This window comes from Xanthobacter wiegelii, from assembly GCF_043193855.2.
Classification (GTDB): domain Bacteria; phylum Pseudomonadota; class Alphaproteobacteria; order Rhizobiales; family Xanthobacteraceae; genus Xanthobacter; species Xanthobacter flavus_A.
The window spans coordinates 2,017,235-2,031,771 of record NZ_CM195529.1 but is presented as its reverse complement, the minus strand read 5'-3'; the positions used below and the strand labels follow the sequence as shown (position 1 = coordinate 2,031,771).

Sequence of the window (14,537 nt, the reverse complement as noted above, 5' to 3'; positions counted from 1 at the left end):
GCCCGTGACCTTTCCCGCCGCACCCGCTTTGACTGAGCGTCCCGTCATCGGCACCGCGCCGCGGCCGCCCTCGGGCTATCGCAGCGTCGCGCTCGTCGGCTACGCGCTGATCGCCGTCACCTTCCTTGGCCTTGGCGGATGGGCGGCGACGGCGCGCGTCGACGGTGCCGTGGTGGCGCCCGGCGTCATCGGCGTGGAGAGCAAGCGGCAGGTGGTTCAGCACCTGGAGGGCGGCATCGTCGCTGCCATTCTGGTGCAGGAGGGGCAGAGGGTGGTCCGCGACGCCGTGCTGTTCCGGCTCGACCCCACCCAGTCGCGGGCCAACGACGAGGCCGCCCTGGCCCAGCGCCGCGCCGCTCTGGCGCTGGAGGCCCGTCTCGTCGCCGAGCGGGACGACGCCCCGACGATCACCTTCCCGCCGGAGTTGATGGATCTCGCCCGCGTGCCAGCCGTGCGCGAGGCCATGGCCGACCAGATCGCCCAGTTCCGCGACCGCCGCGCCGCCTTCCAGAGCCAGATCGACATATTGAACGGCCGCATCGTCCAGCTCGGCCACGAACTGGAGGGCCTCGCGCAGGAACGCGCGTCTGCCCGCCAGCAGCTCGATTTCATCGAGGACGAGCTGACCGCCGTGCGCGAGCTGGAGCGCAAGCGCCTCGTCAACAAGTCCCGCGTCTCATCGCTGGAACGGGAGAAGGCGCGCCTCGAGGGCCTCGTCGGCCGCAACATCGCCGACGAGGCCAAGGCGCGGGGCTCCATCGGCGAGCAGAAGATGCAGATGGTCCAGCTCAGCCAGCAGCGGGCCGAGGATGTCGGCTCCCAGTTGCTTGAGGTGCGCGAAAAGCTCGCGGAGCTGAAGGAGAAAGTGCAGGTCACCCGCAGCGTGCTGGAGCGCATCGAGATCCGCGCTCCGAGCGGCGGCATCGTGCAGAACATCAATCCGCGCATCTACACGGTGGGCGCCGTCGTGCGCCCCGGCGACACGCTGCTGGAGATCGTGCCCCTGGACGCCCCCCTGGTGGTGGAGGCGCGCGTGCCCGTGCAGGACATCGACCGCCTCGATCTTCATCAGGCGGTGGAGGTGCGCTTTCCCGCCTTCCACGGCCGCACCACCCCCATGGTGCTCGGCCATCTCGGCTCGGTGTCCCGCGACCGGCTGGTGGACGAGACCACCCACCAGCCCTACTTCCTCGCCCGCGTGGGGGTGGACGAAACGGATGTTCCCGCCGACCTGCGCGGCCGGCTCCAGCCGGGCATGGATGCGGAAGTCGCCTTCCATACCGGCTCGCGCACGGTGCTGAGCTATCTGCTGCGCCCCCTCTCGGACGCCATGGCCCGCTCCTTCACCGAGCGCTGACGCCCTCGCGCGGTGACGCCAACCGGACTAGAAGAGCCGCGAACGACGACAGGACACGACCATGCTGAAGGTCTGGGGCCGCATCAATTCGGTGAATGTGGAGAAGGTGATCTGGACCCTCCAGGAGCTCGGTCTACCCTTCGAGCGGATCGAGGCGGGCGGCGCCTTCGGGGTGGTGGATACGCCCGCGTTCCGCGCCATGAACCCGGTGGGCCGGGTGCCGGTGATCGAGGATGACGGCTTCGTGCTGTGGGAATCCAACGCCATCGTGCGCTACCTCGCCACCCGCCACGGGCTCGGCACGCTGATGCCCGCCGATCCGCGCGCGCAGGCCGAGGCCGGACGCTGGATGGACTTCCAGCTCGGGACAGTGGCCGCGCCACTGAGCGCGCTGACGTGGGGCATCGTTCGCACGGCACCGGAGAAGCGGGATATCAAGGCTGTCGCTCCGGCCTTCGCGAACCTCGGTGCGGCGCTGGCGCTCGTGGACACGGCGCTGGCCGGCCGCGCATTCCTGGTGGGCGAGGCCCTCACCGTCGCGGACATCCCCCTCGCCTGCTGCGCCCACCGCTGGTTCAACCTGCCGCTGGAGGGCACCGGGCTGGAGCGGCCGGACCTGCCCAACCTCGCCGCTTGGTACGGACGGCTGAAGGCCCGGCCGGCGGTTCAGGGGCTCATGCCGACGCCATTGACCTAAAGCAGGCGGGGCGCCTCTCAGAAGTGCGTCAGCCCGTCGTAGATGAGCTTCAGGCCGACCACGGCGAGGATCGTATAGACGAAACCGAAGAAGCGCTTCGGCGAGACCCGCCGCACCAGCCAGACGCCGGCCATGGTCGACACCACAGCGATGGGAAACAGCACGGCCGAGGTGGCGAGGTTCTCGAAGGAGACCTGGCCGAGCGCGAGGAAGAAGGGCAGCTTCACCCAGTTCACCACCGCGAAGAAGGCAGTCGCCGTCGCCGCGAACTGCTGGACGGGAAGCGAGCGCCGGAGCAGGTAGATCATCAGCGGCGGCCCGCCCGCGTTGGCGATCATGCTGGTGAAGCCCGAGACCGCGCTCCACACCGCGCCCGAGACCGGGCCCGCCTCTCCCGGCTCGCGCTTCAGCCGGCGGGACAGGAAAGCGCGCGCCGCCTCCACCACCGAGAGCACGCCGATGCCGAAGGCCACCGCCGCATCCGACACCGAGGCGGCGAGGAGATAGCCCAGCACGATGCCGGCGACGGCGCCGGGCAGGGTGCGCAGCAATTCGCTCCGGCTCCAGCGGCGCCAATAGGCGTAGAGGCTCACCACGTCCTGCACGATGAGCACCGGCAGGATGATGGCGGCCGCCTGGATGGGCGACATCACCAGTGCCAGAATGGGCTGGCCCAGCACTGAGAGGCCGGTGAAGCCGCCCTTGGAGAGGCCCACCAGAATGGTGGCAGGCACGGCGGCGGCGTAGAAGGCGGGATCGACGATCAAGGGGAACTCGCTGCGGCAGCCGCCCTCACGCGGGAGCGGGCGCCGGTCACAGGCAAGCGCCGGCCCGCCGCCTATAGCAGCCCGGCGGACCCGGTACGACAGAAATTACCCTTGAAGGCCAAGCTCCAGCAGGATCCTCACCGCCTTTTCCTGCGGCATGGGCCGAGCCGCGCGAGGGCCAGCGCCTGCTCGAAGCCGGCTTCGAGGGAATCGATCACCGGAACGGGTGCTTCGACCTCGATCTCGGCCGCATAGCCGGCGAGGGCGGCGCCGCCGAGGATGAGCACGTCCGGTGCCTGCGCCGCGATGGTCTCCTCCACCACCCGCGCCACGGCCCAGGTCTTGTCCGAGGAACCGTCGGGATGGCGCGTGGAGAGGCCGAGGGCATCGCCCGGAACCATGGCGATGCCGGCGCAGCGCCCCTCCAGATGGGTGCGGCGCATCAGTTCACGCAGCATGGCAGGCCACTCGCCGTGCGGCACCACGATGGAGAATCGTTCGCCCAGCTGGAGCGCGGCGAGGATGCTCGCCTCAGCCATACCCGCGAAGGGAAAGGCGAAATTGGCGCGCAGGGCCTCCAGCCCCGGCTCACCGAAGCAGGCATAGAGGGCGGCATCGAAGGGCGGGCGCCCGGCCTCTTCCTCTTTCGTGACAGCCGCCGCCACCGCCTCAAGCGCCGCATGGCCCGCCACCACCGCGGATTGGCGCGTTGTGACGTAGGGCTGGCCGAAGGTAGCGGTGATGCCGGCGAGTTCGACATCCCCAGGCGCGCGGCGCCTCAGGGCCGCGACCATCCGGTCGGTGACGGCCTCGCTGGTGTTCGCGTTCAGAACAAGAATCTTCACAGCCCCCTCCCCTGCCCGCACCAAGGGAAGCATCCTCAGGCCACACTGAAAAGCGGCACGGGCCGTCTCCCACCTGAAATGCATGCGATGAGCCAGGGATGCCCAATCGATAGGCAAATATACAAATCGTTGATGATTTAAAGATGAATTGTTTGCCTCATTACCTAGCGGCACAAAGGTTCGCGGCCGGTTCCGGTCGGGTGGCACAGGGGTTGCTAGCCACCGGGGCATCTCGCCGAAGAGGACTCGACGATGCTCACCAACGATCTGCGCAACAGCCCTGCCCGCCGCCTCCTGCGGACGGCCGCCTTCCTTGTGGCCACCGGGGGTGCCATCACCGCCCCGGCCCTTCTGGCACCGGGCTTTGCCGCCGCCGAGACCACGCTGCGCATCGGCATGACGGCGGCTGATATTCCGCGCACCCTCGGCCAGCCCGACCAGGGCTTCGAGGGCAACCGCTTCACCGGCCTCACCATGTATGACGCGCTGGTGCTGTGGGACCTGTCCTCCGCCACCAAGCCCAGCGTCCTCCTCCCCGGCCTCGCTACCGAGTGGAAGGTGGACGAGAGCGACAAGACCAAATGGACCTTCAAGCTGCGCCCCGGCGTGACCTTCCATGACGGCTCGCCGTTCAACGCCGATGCCGTGGTGTGGAACGTGGACAAGGTGCTCAACAAGGAGGCACCCCAGTTTGATGCCAGCCAGGTGGGCGTCACTGCCTCGCGCATGCCCACCCTGCGCTCTGCCAAGAAGATCGACGATTTGACGGTGGAGCTGACCACCTCGGAGCCGGACTCCTTCCTGCCCTACAACCTCACCAACCTGTTCATGGCGAGCCCCGCCCACTGGCAGAAGCTCTATGAGACCGCCGAGGGCGCCGACGCCAAGGCGAAGGCCGCGGCGGCCTGGACCATCTTCGCCCGCAGCGCCTCCGGCACCGGCCCGTGGAAAATGGCCGCCTTCGTGCCGCGCGAGCGGCTGGAGCTGGTCAAGAACCCGGTCTATTGGGACAAGAACCGCATCCCCAAGACTGACCGCATGGTGCTTCTGCCCATGCCCGAGGCCAACGCCCGCACCGCCGCGCTCCTCGCCGGACAGGTGGACTGGATCGAGGCGCCCGCCCCCGATGCGCTGCCACAGCTGAAGTCGCGCGGCTTCAAGATCGAGAGCAACGAGCAGCCGCACGTCTGGCCGTGGCAGTTCTCGCGCATCGAGGGGTCGCCCTGGAACGACATCCGCGTCCGCAAGGCGGCGAACCTGTGCATCGACCGGGAGGGCATGAAGGACGGGCTGCTCGGCGGCCTCATGGCTCCGGCCACCGGCACCGTAGAGCCCGGCCACCCCTGGCGCGGCAGCCCCACCTTCCAGATCAAGTATGATGTGAAGGAGGGACAGAAGCTGATGAAGGAGGCCGGCTTCGGCCCCGACAAGAAGCTGAAGGTGAAGACGCAGACATCGGCCTCCGGCTCGGGCCAGATGCTGCCGCTGCCCATGAACGAATACCTGCAGCAGGCGCTCGCCGAGTGCTATTTCGACGTGCAGCTCGACGTCATCGAGTGGAACACGCTGTTCACCAACTGGCGCAAGGGCGCCAAGGACCCCTCCGCCAACGGCTCGAACGCGACCAACGTGACCTATGCGGCCATGGATCCGTTCTTCGCCATGGTGCGGTTCCTCCAGTCCGGCATGGCGCCGCCGGTGTCCAACAACTGGGGCTTCATCAACAACCCGAAGTTCGACGAGCTGGTGAAGAAGGCGCGCAACTCCTTCGAGCCTGCCGCGCGCGATGCTGCCCTCGCCGAACTGCACGCCGCCTCGGTGGACGATGCAGCCTTCCTGTGGGTCGCCCATGACGTGGGTCCGCGCGCGCTGAGCCCGAAGATCAAGGGCTTCGTGCAGCCCAAGAGCTGGTTCGTGGACTTCTCGCCGGTGTCCATCGGGCAGTGAAGTTCCTCAAACGGCCCGGATGCCCGAGCGTGTCCCGGGCATCGGCGACGGGGCGGAGCAGGCCGGAGGGCTTCCTTCTCCCCTCGCGGGAGAAGGTGGATCGCGGCGCAGCCGCGAGACGGATGAGGGGGCTGTCGCGGGCCGGAAGGTGCCCGTAGGCCGAGGCGCTTTCACCCCTCACCCCCGCCCCCTCTCCCGCAAGGGAAGAGGGGAGAGAACAGAAGCGACCTAAGCGCGGAGCCGCCGCCCCGCGCTCTTCCGACACAAGCAAGGTGGCCCCGTGCTCCTCTATATCCTGCGGCGCATCGTCTATGTGATCCCCATCGTCGTCTCGGTGGCGCTGGTGTGCTTCCTGCTGGTGCACATGACCCCCGGCGATCCGCTGGTGGCGGTGCTGCCGCCGGACGCCTCCGCGGAACTCGCGGCGCAGATGCGCGCGGCCTACGGCTTCGACCAGCCGCTGCCGGTGCAGTTCGGCATCTGGATCTGGAAGGCCCTGCACGGCAATCTCGGCACCTCCATCGCCACCGGCCGGCCGGTGCTCAGCGAAGTGACGGCTGCGGTGGGCAACACCTTCATCCTCGCGGTGACGGCCGCCTGCATCGGCTTCGTGCTGGGCTCCTTCTTCGGCCTCATTGCCGGCTATTTCCGCAACACCTGGGTGGACAAGCTCGCGACCTCCATCGCGGTGGCCGGCGTTTCGGTGCCGCACTACTGGCTCGGCATGGTGCTCGTCATCATCTTCTCGGTGTGGCTCAATTGGCTGCCAGCCGTGGGCATGGGGCCGGGCGGCTGGTCGTGGGACTGGGAGCACCTGCGCTTCCTCATCCTGCCGGCCGTCACCATGTCGGTGATCCCCATGGGCATCATAACGCGAACGGTGCGCGCGCTCACCGGCGACATCCTTTCCCAGGACTTCGTCGAGGCGCTGCGCTCCAAGGGCCTGCGCGAGACGCAGGTGTTCCGCCACGTGGTGAAGAACGCTCTGCCCACCGCCATCGCCGTGATGGGCCTCCAGCTCGGCTATCTGCTCGGCGGCTCGATCCTCATCGAGACGGTGTTTTCCTGGCCCGGCACGGGCTTTCTCCTGAACTCGGCGATCTTCCAGCGCGACCTGCCGCTGCTGCAGGGCACGATCCTGGTGCTGGCGCTGTTCTTCGTCTTCCTCAACCTCATCGTGGACATCGCCCAGGCGGCGATCGACCCGCGCATCAAGAGGGCCTGAGCGTGACCGCTACAAGCGACGCCGCCCTCGAGGCGGCCCCCATCGAGAAGGCCCGCGGCTACTGGGCGACGGTGGCCCGCCGCCTCTCCCGCGACAAGGTGAGCATGGCCTGCGCGGCCATCCTCCTCCTCATCGTGCTGGCGGCCATCTTCGCCCCCTGGCTCGGCCTCGCCGATCCCTATCAGGGCTCCATGATCCGCCGGCTGCGCCCCATCGGCACGCCCAACTACCCGCTGGGCACCGACGAGCTCGGGCGCGACATGCTCTCCCGCCTCGTCTATGGCGGACGGCTGTCGCTGCTCATCGGCATATTGCCGGTCATCCTCGCCTTCGGCATCGGCACCAGCCTCGGGCTGCTGGCGGGCTATCTGGGCGGTAAGGTCAACACGCTCATCATGCGCACGATCGACGTGTTCTACGCCTTCCCCTCCGTGCTGCTGGCCATCGCCATCTCCGGCGTGCTCGGGGCGGGCATCGTCAATTCCATCGTCTCGCTCACCGTGGTGTTCGTGCCGCAGATCACCCGCGTGGCGGAGAGCGTGACCACCTCGGTGCGCTCGCTGGACTTCGTGGACGCGGCGCGGGCGTCGGGCGCCTCGGCCTTCACCATCATGCGCGTGCACATGCTGGGCAACGTGCTGGGCCCGATCTTCGTCTATGCGACGGGCCTCATCTCGGTCTCCATGATCCTCGCGGCGGGCCTCTCCTTCCTCGGCCTCGGCACGCGGCCGCCGGAGCCAGAATGGGGCCTGATGCTGAACACCCTGCGCACCGCGATCTACGTCAATCCGGGCGTCGCGGCGCTGCCGGGCGTGATGATCTTCGCCGTCTCCATCTGCTTCAACATGCTCAGCGACGGGCTGCGCAGCGCCATGGACATCCGCAATTGAGCACCATCGAACCTCTTGAGGATCTCGGCGGACCGGCCCAGCCGCTGCTCGCCGTCAACAGCCTCACCAAGCACTTCCCCATCGGCGGCGGCCTGTTCGCCGAGAAGAAGACGGTGCGGGCGGTGGACGACGTGTCCTTCGCCGTCGCCAAGGGCGAGACGCTGGGCATCGTGGGCGAGAGCGGATGCGGCAAGTCCACCACCGCGCGCCTGCTGATGCACCTCATGCCGCGCACATCAGGCGAAATCCTCTTCGACGGGCAGGTCGTCGGCTACAGCCTCTCCCTGCGCGAGTTCCGGCGCGGGATGCAGATGGTGTTCCAGGACAGCTATGCGTCCCTGAACCCGCGCCTCACCATCGAGGACAGCATCGCCTTCGGCCCCAAGGTCCACGGCGTCTCCGACAAGGAGGCGCGGGCGCTCGCCCGCGAGCTGATGGGCAAGGTGGGCCTGCGCCCCGAGGTCTTCGCCAACCGCTATCCCCACGAGGTCTCCGGCGGCCAGCGCCAGCGCGTCAACATCGCCCGCGCCCTCGCGCTGAATCCCCGGCTCGTGATCCTCGACGAGGCGGTCTCGGCGCTGGACAAGTCGGTGGAAGCGCAGGTGCTGAACCTGCTCACCGACCTCAAGCGCGAGTTCGGCCTCACCTACGTCTTCATCAGCCACGACCTCAACGTGGTCCGCTACATCTCCGACCGCGTGCTCGTCATGTATCTCGGTCAGGTGGTGGAGGTTGGGCCGGTGGATCAGGTGTGGGAGGCCCCCGCCCACCCCTATACGCGCGCTCTGCTCGCCGCCATGCCGGCCCTCGATCCGGACAAGCGCACGCAGACGCCGCCGCTCTCGGGCGATCCGCCCAACCCCATCGATCCGCCCGCCGGCTGCCGCTTCCACACCCGTTGTTCCTTCGCCGAAGAGGTGTGCGGCCGCGTCGGCCCGGCGCTCTCCCCGGCGACGCCGGGCGATACGGCGCCCGATGCCCATCTCGCCGCCTGCCACATGGTGATTCCGGGCTCCGGCCATAGCCGCGCGCCCGCCGCGACGGAGGTCGCCGCATGAGCCAGCATCTCTCAACAGAAGACGCCGCCGCCATCATCCGCGCCGCCGGCCTCGATCTTCCCGCCAGTGATGCCGCGCGCATCGCTTCCGGCATTTCGCCCGGCCTCACAGCCTTCTCGGCCATCGCCGGAACCCTGCCGTTCGATCTCGAACCGGCGACCTTCCTCGCGGTGCAGCGGCCCTGCGCGGAGCCGAAGGAGGGCGGCCAATGAGCCTGTCGCTCCGCCCCTCCGCCGGTGGTCCGGCCGACCCTGCGCTGATGACGCTCGCGGAAGCCGCCATGGCCATCCGCGCGGGCGTGCTTTCATCCCGCGAGGCGACGGAGGCGTGCCTCGCCCGCATCGCGCGGCTCCAGCCAACCATCAACGCCTTCATCGCCATCGAGCCGGAGGCGGCACTCGCCGGCGCAGACGCGGCCGACGCGGCGCTGGCGCGGGGCGAGGAGAAGGGCCTGCTGCACGGCCTGCCCCTCGCTCACAAGGACATGTTCTACGAGGAGGGTCGCGTTTCCACCTGCGGCTCGAAGATCCTGCGGGACAAGGTGGCGACCACGAACTCCACGGCCCTCGCCCGCATCAAGGCGGCGGGAACGGTGCGGCTCGGCACGCTGCACATGGTGGAGTTCGCCTATGGCCCCACCGGCCACAACGCCCATTTCGGCGCGGCGCGAAACCCGTGGAACACCGCCCATGTGACGGGCGGCTCCTCCTCCGGCTCGGGGGCGGCGGTGGCGGCGCGGCTCACCTATGGCGCGCTCGGCTCGGACACCGGCGGCTCCATCCGCATGCCGGCCAATTTCTGCGGCGTCACGGGGCTGAAGACCACGGTCGGGCTCGTGAGCCGCTACGGCGCCATGCCGCTGTCCTTCTCCCTCGACACCATCGGCCCGCTGGCGCGAACGGTGGAGGATTGCGCCATCCTGCTCCAGCTGATGGCCGGCCACGACCCGCTCGACCCCACCACCGCTACCGCGCCGGTGCCGGACTATCTCGCCGCCGCCGAAGGTCGCCTCAAGGGCCTCACCATCGGCATCCCCGATGCCTTCTATGTGGACGATCTCGACCCCGAGGTCGCCCGCGTGCTGGACGAGACCATCGCCACCCTGAAGCGCGGCGGCGCGCGCATCGTCGGCGTCTCGTTGCCCGACCAGACGAAGCTCTCCGGCGCCTCGCAGGTGGTGCTGAACTGCGAGGCCTCAGCCAGTCACAAGGCGTGGCTTCTGGAGCGTCCGCAGGATTATGGCCCGCAGATCCGCTCCCGGCTTGAGAACGGCTTCGCCATCCCCGCCGTGACCTATCTGGAGGCGCTGCGCTGGCGCGGGCCGGCGCTGGCGGAGCATCTGGCCGCAGTCGCCGAGGTGGATGCCGTGCTCGCTCCCACCGCACCCATGCCCGCCCCCACCATCGCCGAGACCGACACGGACGGCGGGCCGGGCGCGGAGGCGATGATCCAGCGCATCACCCGCTTCACCCGTCCGGTGAACTATCTCGGCCTGCCCACCGTGAGCCTGCCCTGCGGCTTCACCGGCACGGGGCTTCCCATCGGATTTCAGGTCATCGGCCGGCCGTTCGCCGAGGCGACGCTGATCCGCATCGGCGCCGCTTTCCAGCGTGAGACCGATTTCCACGAACAGATGCCGGAGGAGGCATAATGGCCGACGCCCCCGCCCCCCTCGTCGACATCCGCGACCTCACCATCCGCTTTACCGGCGAGCGAACCGTTCACGCGGTGAACGGCGTGTCCCTTTCCCTCGGCGAGGGCGAGGTGCTGGGCTTGCTGGGTGAATCCGGCTCCGGCAAGAGCGTCACCATGCGCGCGCTCATGCGTCTCCTGCCCAAACGCCGCTCGGTGATCTCCGGCAGCGTGCATGTGGCGGGGCAGGATGTGCTCGCCATGGACGACGCCACCCTTTCCGACTTCCGCGGCCGCACCGTCTCGATGATCTTTCAGGAGCCGGCGCTGGCGCTGGACCCGGTCTACACCATCGGCCGGCAGATTTCGGAATCGGTGATGCGCCACGAGGGGGCGAGCCAGCGCGACGCCACCGCCCGCGCGCTCGAGATGCTGGAGCTGGTGCGCATTCCCTCGGCGAAGCGCCGGCTCGATGCCTATCCCCACGAGATGAGCGGCGGCATGCGCCAGCGCGCCATGATCGCCCTCGCCTTGGCCTGCCGCCCCAAGATCCTGCTGGCGGACGAGCCCACCACCGCCCTCGATGCCACGGTGCAGATCCAGATCCTGCTTTTGCTGCGCGAGTTGCAGCGGGAGATGGGCATGTCGGTGATCTTCGTCACCCACGACATCGGCGTCGCCATCGAGATCTGCGACCAGGTGGCGGTGATGTATGCCGGCCAGATCGTGGAGACGGGCACGCTGGGCGAGATCGTCCGCACGCCGCGCCATCCCTATCCGCGCGGGCTGCTCGCCTCCACCGTCCACGGCGCGGCGCGCGGGGCGAGGCTGGAGACCATTCCCGGCACGCCGCCATCCCTCGACAAGGCGCCCGTCGCCTGCTCCTTTGCGCCGCGCTGCGCCTACGCGCAGCCGCGATGCACCGCCGCGCCGCCGCCTTACGTCCATCTCGGACCCGGGCGCGACGTGCGCTGCATTCTGGCTGAAACCCCCGTCCCGGTGAATTGATGTCCGCGCCCGCCTCCAACCTCACGATCAACGCCGACCGCCTCTGGAGCACCATCATCGAGACCGCCCGCTTCGGCGGCACGGACAAGGGCGGCGTGCGCCGCCTGACCCTGAGCGAGGAAGACCGGCAGGTGCGCGACTGGTTCCGCGCCGCCTGCGAGGCAGCCGGCTGCACCGTGACCGTGGACGGCCTCGGCAACATGTTCGCCTTGCGGCCGGGCAAGGACATGACGAAGCCGCCCCTCGGCATCGGCTCCCACCTCGACACCCAGCCCACCGGCGGCAAGTTCGACGGCGTTCTTGGCGTGATGGCGGCGCTGGAGGTGGTGCGCACGCTGAACGACGCCGGCATCGAGACCGACGCGCCGCTCTGCATCTGCAACTGGACCAACGAGGAAGGCTCCCGCTTCGCCCCCGCCATGATGGGCTCGGCGGGCTATGTGGCGGACCTGCCGGTCGCGGACATCCTCGCCCGCACCGATGCGGAGGGCGTGAGCGTCGGCACGGCGCTCGACGCCATCGGCTATCGCGGACCGGAAGAGGTGGGCGCGCAGAAACTTTCGGGCTTCCTCGAACTGCACATCGAGCAGGGGCCGATCCTGGAGGCGGAGGGCCTCCCCATCGGCGTGGTGGAGCACGGCCAGGGGATCATCTGGTACGACGGCCGCATCACCGGCTTCGAGAGCCATACGGGCTCCACGCCCATGCATCTGCGCAAGGATGCGCTGGCGACCCTCTCCGAGATCGTGCTCGCCATCGAGGCGCTCGCCAAGGCCCATGGGCCGAATGCGGTGGGCAGCGTCGGCGAGGCGGTGATCGCGCGGCCCTCGCGCAATGTGATCCCCGGCGAGATCGCCTTTTCCGGCGAATTCCGCACGCCGGACGCCGGCATCCTCGATGCGCTGGACAAGGCGCTTCAGGACAAGGTGAAGGAGATCGCCGCCCGGCGGAAGGTGGACGTCCGGCTCGACACCATCTGGCGCAAGGAGCCCACCCATTTCGATCCCGTGATGACCGGCGCCATCGCCGCCGCCGCCGACCGGCTCGGCCTGCCGCATCGGCCCATCGTCTCGGGGGCGGGGCATGACAGCTTCCACCTCGCCACATTGGTGCCCACCGCCATGATCTTCGTGCCGTGCAAGGACGGTGTGAGCCACAACGAGCTGGAATCCGCCAAGCCGGACGACTGCGCCGCCGGAACCAACGTGCTGCTGCACGCGGTGCTCGCAGTGGCGGGCGGCGGGGCTTGATGGCGCTGGTTCCGCGTCCGCTGACGGCCGAGGCCTTCGCGCCCTATGGCGAGGTGTTCGCGGTGCCGGAGGCGGTGGGCGTGCGCACCTCGTTCGACAGAGGCCTCGCCAACCTGAAGCCCCATGTGCCCGCCAGCCTCTCCATCATCCTCGCCGCGCCGGTGCCCCAGCCGGTGGTGGTGGAGGTGATCGAGCGGCACGTCTTCACCTCCCAGAGCTTCGTGCCCATGGCGGCGGCGCGCTGGGTGATCGTGGTGGCGCCGGGCACCGCCGAGGACAGGCCGGACCTTGCGGCGGCGGAAGCCTTCCTGCCCGCGCCGGGACAGGGCATCACGCTCGCCCCGGGCACATGGCATGCGCCGCTGACGGTGCTCGATGCGCCGTCCCCCTTCGCGCTCCTCATGTGGCGCGACTACGGGTCGGAGGATGAAGAGGTGATCGCCATGCCGGCGATAGCAGTGGCCCTCTAAGCCCGCGCGGCGCCTGAGCGGAGGCAACGGACAAGCCCGCGCGGCGCCTGAGCGGAGGCAACGTTTACGCAGCGGCCAGCCGCGCCCGACCCCATTTGCGCACGGCGTGCAGGCCATCCAGCACCGGACGCTCCACGGCGACGAGGAACAGGCTGGCGAGGGCGAACGTCGCCAGCGCGGTCAGCGCGAACAGGAGCGCGAGCCCTCCCACGCCCACCGGCGCGAAATGCACGAAGGCCCAGGCCGCCGGCCCGACGATCAGCGGCACATGCACCAGATAGAGCGGGAAGGAGAGCGCGCCCAGATGCTGCAGCGCCGGCCGCTCGAACAGGTCGCGCAGCCAGGGCGTGGTGAGAAAGGCGATGATGACGAGGAGCGCCCCCGCCTCCCGCCATCCCTCGCCGCCGAGGCGGGAGAGCACGGCATCGGCAAGTCCCGGCCCGGCCGCATGGCCGGGATAGGTCGCGCCCAGCACGAGGCCGAGGAGCGCGAGCAGCGTGCCCGCCACCGGAATGGGCCTCAACCAGCCGCGCAACTCGAACACCAGCGCCCCGCCGCAGAAGGCGGCGAGGGAAAAGTTGCCGGCCACCCCCAAGGCGACCAGCCCCGCGACCAGTGCCGGAACCCGCGCCCGTCCGCGCACGAGGGCATAGCCGCCATAGATGAGGATCGAGCCCATAAGCTCGATGCGCATGGTCCACAATGGATTGTCGAACAGCGGCTTGCCCGTTGCCACGAACACCTGGACCGCCCCTTCCCACACCGCCTGCCATAAAGGCGGGATGGGCGGCTGATGGGTCCAGCGGAACCAGGAACTGCCGGAGAGCGCCTGCGCCGCCTTCCCGGCATCTGGAAAACCGGCGATCCAGAACCAGGCGATGAGCGAGCCGGCCAGCGCCGGCAAGGCGAGGCGGAAATACCTGAGGCCGATCAGCAGCGGCGCTTCCTTCAGCGTGCGCGGCGCCGAGGCGGCCAGCACGAAGCCGCTCAAGGCGAAGAAGACGGCGACCGAGAAATGCCCGTTCCACAGCACCGCCAGTGGCGTGTCGGACACCGAAAACCCCTCGCGCCCCCAGGACCGGAAGGGGCCGGGCACGAAGGCGTAGAAGAAATGGAAGATCGCGACCGTGCAGGATGCGAAGCCCCGGAGCCCGTCGAGGCTCGTCACACGCCCGAGGGGCGGCGCGGCGTGGGGCGGATCGATGAAATGGGTTCCGGAAACGGGCATAAGGCGGGCATCGAGGCAGCAAGCGGGAGCCGGACCGTAGCGCCGCGGCGGGTGCCGGTCCATCGCCAGCTCCGCCGTGCGCCCGGCTCGAACCCAGCCCGCATTTCCCGCCGCCTGGCCCGCCGCACGCATGGGCCCTCCGGTCGAGCCGGAGGGCGACGCT

Annotated in this window: 14 protein-coding genes; 11 read left to right on the top strand and 3 right to left on the bottom strand. The window is 69.3% G+C overall.

Annotated features, from left to right (window positions below):
• Window positions 1–4: 4 nt before the first annotated feature.
• Both V5F63_RS09395 and V5F63_RS09390 read left to right on the top strand, forming a co-directional pair.
• A complete protein-coding gene (locus tag V5F63_RS09395; protein ID WP_394102253.1) occupies window positions 5–1,357 on the top strand; it encodes an HlyD family type I secretion periplasmic adaptor subunit in 1,353 nt (450 codons plus the stop codon).
• 61 nt (window positions 1,358–1,418) lie between these two features.
• Window positions 1,419–2,054, top strand: a complete 636-nt coding sequence (locus V5F63_RS09390) for a glutathione S-transferase family protein (RefSeq protein ID WP_209488776.1) — start codon at window positions 1,419–1,421, stop codon at window positions 2,052–2,054.
• Window positions 2,055–2,071: 17 nt separating this feature from the next.
• On the opposite strand, the gene V5F63_RS09385 is transcribed toward V5F63_RS09390, so the two are convergent.
• Entirely contained in the window at window positions 2,072–2,821 is a 750-nt protein-coding gene (locus V5F63_RS09385; protein WP_394029330.1) for a sulfite exporter TauE/SafE family protein, read from the bottom strand.
• 137 nt (window positions 2,822–2,958) lie between these two features.
• On the bottom strand, window positions 2,959–3,666 hold the full coding sequence (locus V5F63_RS09380) for an aspartate/glutamate racemase family protein (RefSeq protein WP_394102252.1): 708 nt from the start codon (window positions 3,664–3,666) through the stop codon (window positions 2,959–2,961).
• Between the two features lie 252 nt (window positions 3,667–3,918).
• On the opposite strand from V5F63_RS09380, the gene V5F63_RS09375 reads away from it, so the two are divergent.
• The 9 genes from V5F63_RS09375 to V5F63_RS09335 all read left to right on the top strand — a co-directional run bounded on the left by V5F63_RS09375 (window position 3,919) and on the right by V5F63_RS09335 (window position 13,146).
• Complete coding sequence (locus tag V5F63_RS09375) at window positions 3,919–5,613, top strand: ABC transporter substrate-binding protein (RefSeq protein WP_245327505.1); 1,695 nt, start codon at window positions 3,919–3,921, stop codon at window positions 5,611–5,613.
• Window positions 5,614–5,893: 280 nt separating this feature from the next.
• Window positions 5,894–6,838 carry an ABC transporter permease gene (locus V5F63_RS09370; RefSeq protein ID WP_209488773.1) on the top strand — a complete coding sequence of 315 codons (945 nt, stop codon included), beginning with the start codon at window positions 5,894–5,896 and terminating at the stop codon, window positions 6,836–6,838.
• Window positions 6,835–7,728 carry an ABC transporter permease gene (locus tag V5F63_RS09365; RefSeq protein WP_394102317.1) on the top strand — a complete coding sequence of 298 codons (894 nt, stop codon included), beginning with the start codon at window positions 6,835–6,837 and terminating at the stop codon, window positions 7,726–7,728. Before V5F63_RS09370 ends, V5F63_RS09365 begins: the two co-directional genes overlap by 4 nt.
• Entirely contained in the window at window positions 7,725–8,786 is a 1,062-nt protein-coding gene (locus tag V5F63_RS09360; RefSeq protein WP_394029332.1) for an ABC transporter ATP-binding protein, read from the top strand. The genes V5F63_RS09365 and V5F63_RS09360 overlap by 4 nt, the downstream gene beginning before the upstream one ends.
• Window positions 8,783–8,998 carry a hypothetical protein gene (locus V5F63_RS09355; RefSeq protein ID WP_209488771.1) on the top strand — a complete coding sequence of 72 codons (216 nt, stop codon included), beginning with the start codon at window positions 8,783–8,785 and terminating at the stop codon, window positions 8,996–8,998. The genes V5F63_RS09360 and V5F63_RS09355 overlap by 4 nt, the downstream gene beginning before the upstream one ends.
• A complete protein-coding gene (locus V5F63_RS09350; protein WP_394102251.1) occupies window positions 8,995–10,437 on the top strand; it encodes an amidase in 1,443 nt (480 codons plus the stop codon). Before V5F63_RS09355 ends, V5F63_RS09350 begins: the two co-directional genes overlap by 4 nt.
• Window positions 10,437–11,426: an ABC transporter ATP-binding protein gene (locus V5F63_RS09345; protein ID WP_394102250.1), complete on the top strand. Its 990-nt coding sequence runs from the start codon at window positions 10,437–10,439 to the stop codon at window positions 11,424–11,426. The genes V5F63_RS09350 and V5F63_RS09345 overlap by 1 nt, the downstream gene beginning before the upstream one ends.
• Complete coding sequence (locus V5F63_RS09340) at window positions 11,426–12,676, top strand: Zn-dependent hydrolase (protein WP_394102249.1); 1,251 nt, start codon at window positions 11,426–11,428, stop codon at window positions 12,674–12,676. Before V5F63_RS09345 ends, V5F63_RS09340 begins: the two co-directional genes overlap by 1 nt.
• Window positions 12,676–13,146, top strand: coding sequence for an ureidoglycolate lyase (locus tag V5F63_RS09335; RefSeq protein ID WP_394102248.1), 471 nt, complete (start codon window positions 12,676–12,678; stop codon window positions 13,144–13,146). The genes V5F63_RS09340 and V5F63_RS09335 overlap by 1 nt, the downstream gene beginning before the upstream one ends.
• Before the next feature lie 64 nt (window positions 13,147–13,210).
• Here V5F63_RS09335 and V5F63_RS09330 read toward each other — a convergent pair whose 3' ends face one another.
• Entirely contained in the window at window positions 13,211–14,506 is a 1,296-nt protein-coding gene (locus V5F63_RS09330; protein WP_394102247.1) for an acyltransferase family protein, read from the bottom strand.
• Window positions 14,507–14,537: the final 31 nt, after the last annotated feature.

Excerpts from the sequence above, each read along its gene's own strand:
- V5F63_RS09390 (WP_209488776.1), top strand. The coding sequence starts at position 1,419 with ATGCTGAAGGTCTGGGGCCGCATCAATTCGGTGAATGTGGAGAAGGTG.
- V5F63_RS09375 (WP_245327505.1), top strand. The coding sequence starts at position 3,919 with ATGCTCACCAACGATCTGCGCAACAGCCCTGCCCGCCGCCTCCTGCGG.
- V5F63_RS09355 (WP_209488771.1), top strand. The coding sequence starts at position 8,783 with ATGAGCCAGCATCTCTCAACAGAAGACGCCGCCGCCATCATCCGCGCC.
- V5F63_RS09350 (WP_394102251.1), top strand. The coding sequence starts at position 8,995 with ATGAGCCTGTCGCTCCGCCCCTCCGCCGGTGGTCCGGCCGACCCTGCG.
- V5F63_RS09345 (WP_394102250.1), top strand. The coding sequence starts at position 10,437 with ATGGCCGACGCCCCCGCCCCCCTCGTCGACATCCGCGACCTCACCATC.
- V5F63_RS09340 (WP_394102249.1), top strand. The coding sequence starts at position 11,426 with ATGTCCGCGCCCGCCTCCAACCTCACGATCAACGCCGACCGCCTCTGG.
- V5F63_RS09335 (WP_394102248.1), top strand. The coding sequence starts at position 12,676 with ATGGCGCTGGTTCCGCGTCCGCTGACGGCCGAGGCCTTCGCGCCCTAT.
- V5F63_RS09330 (WP_394102247.1), bottom strand. The coding sequence starts at position 14,506 with ATGCGTGCGGCGGGCCAGGCGGCGGGAAATGCGGGCTGGGTTCGAGCC.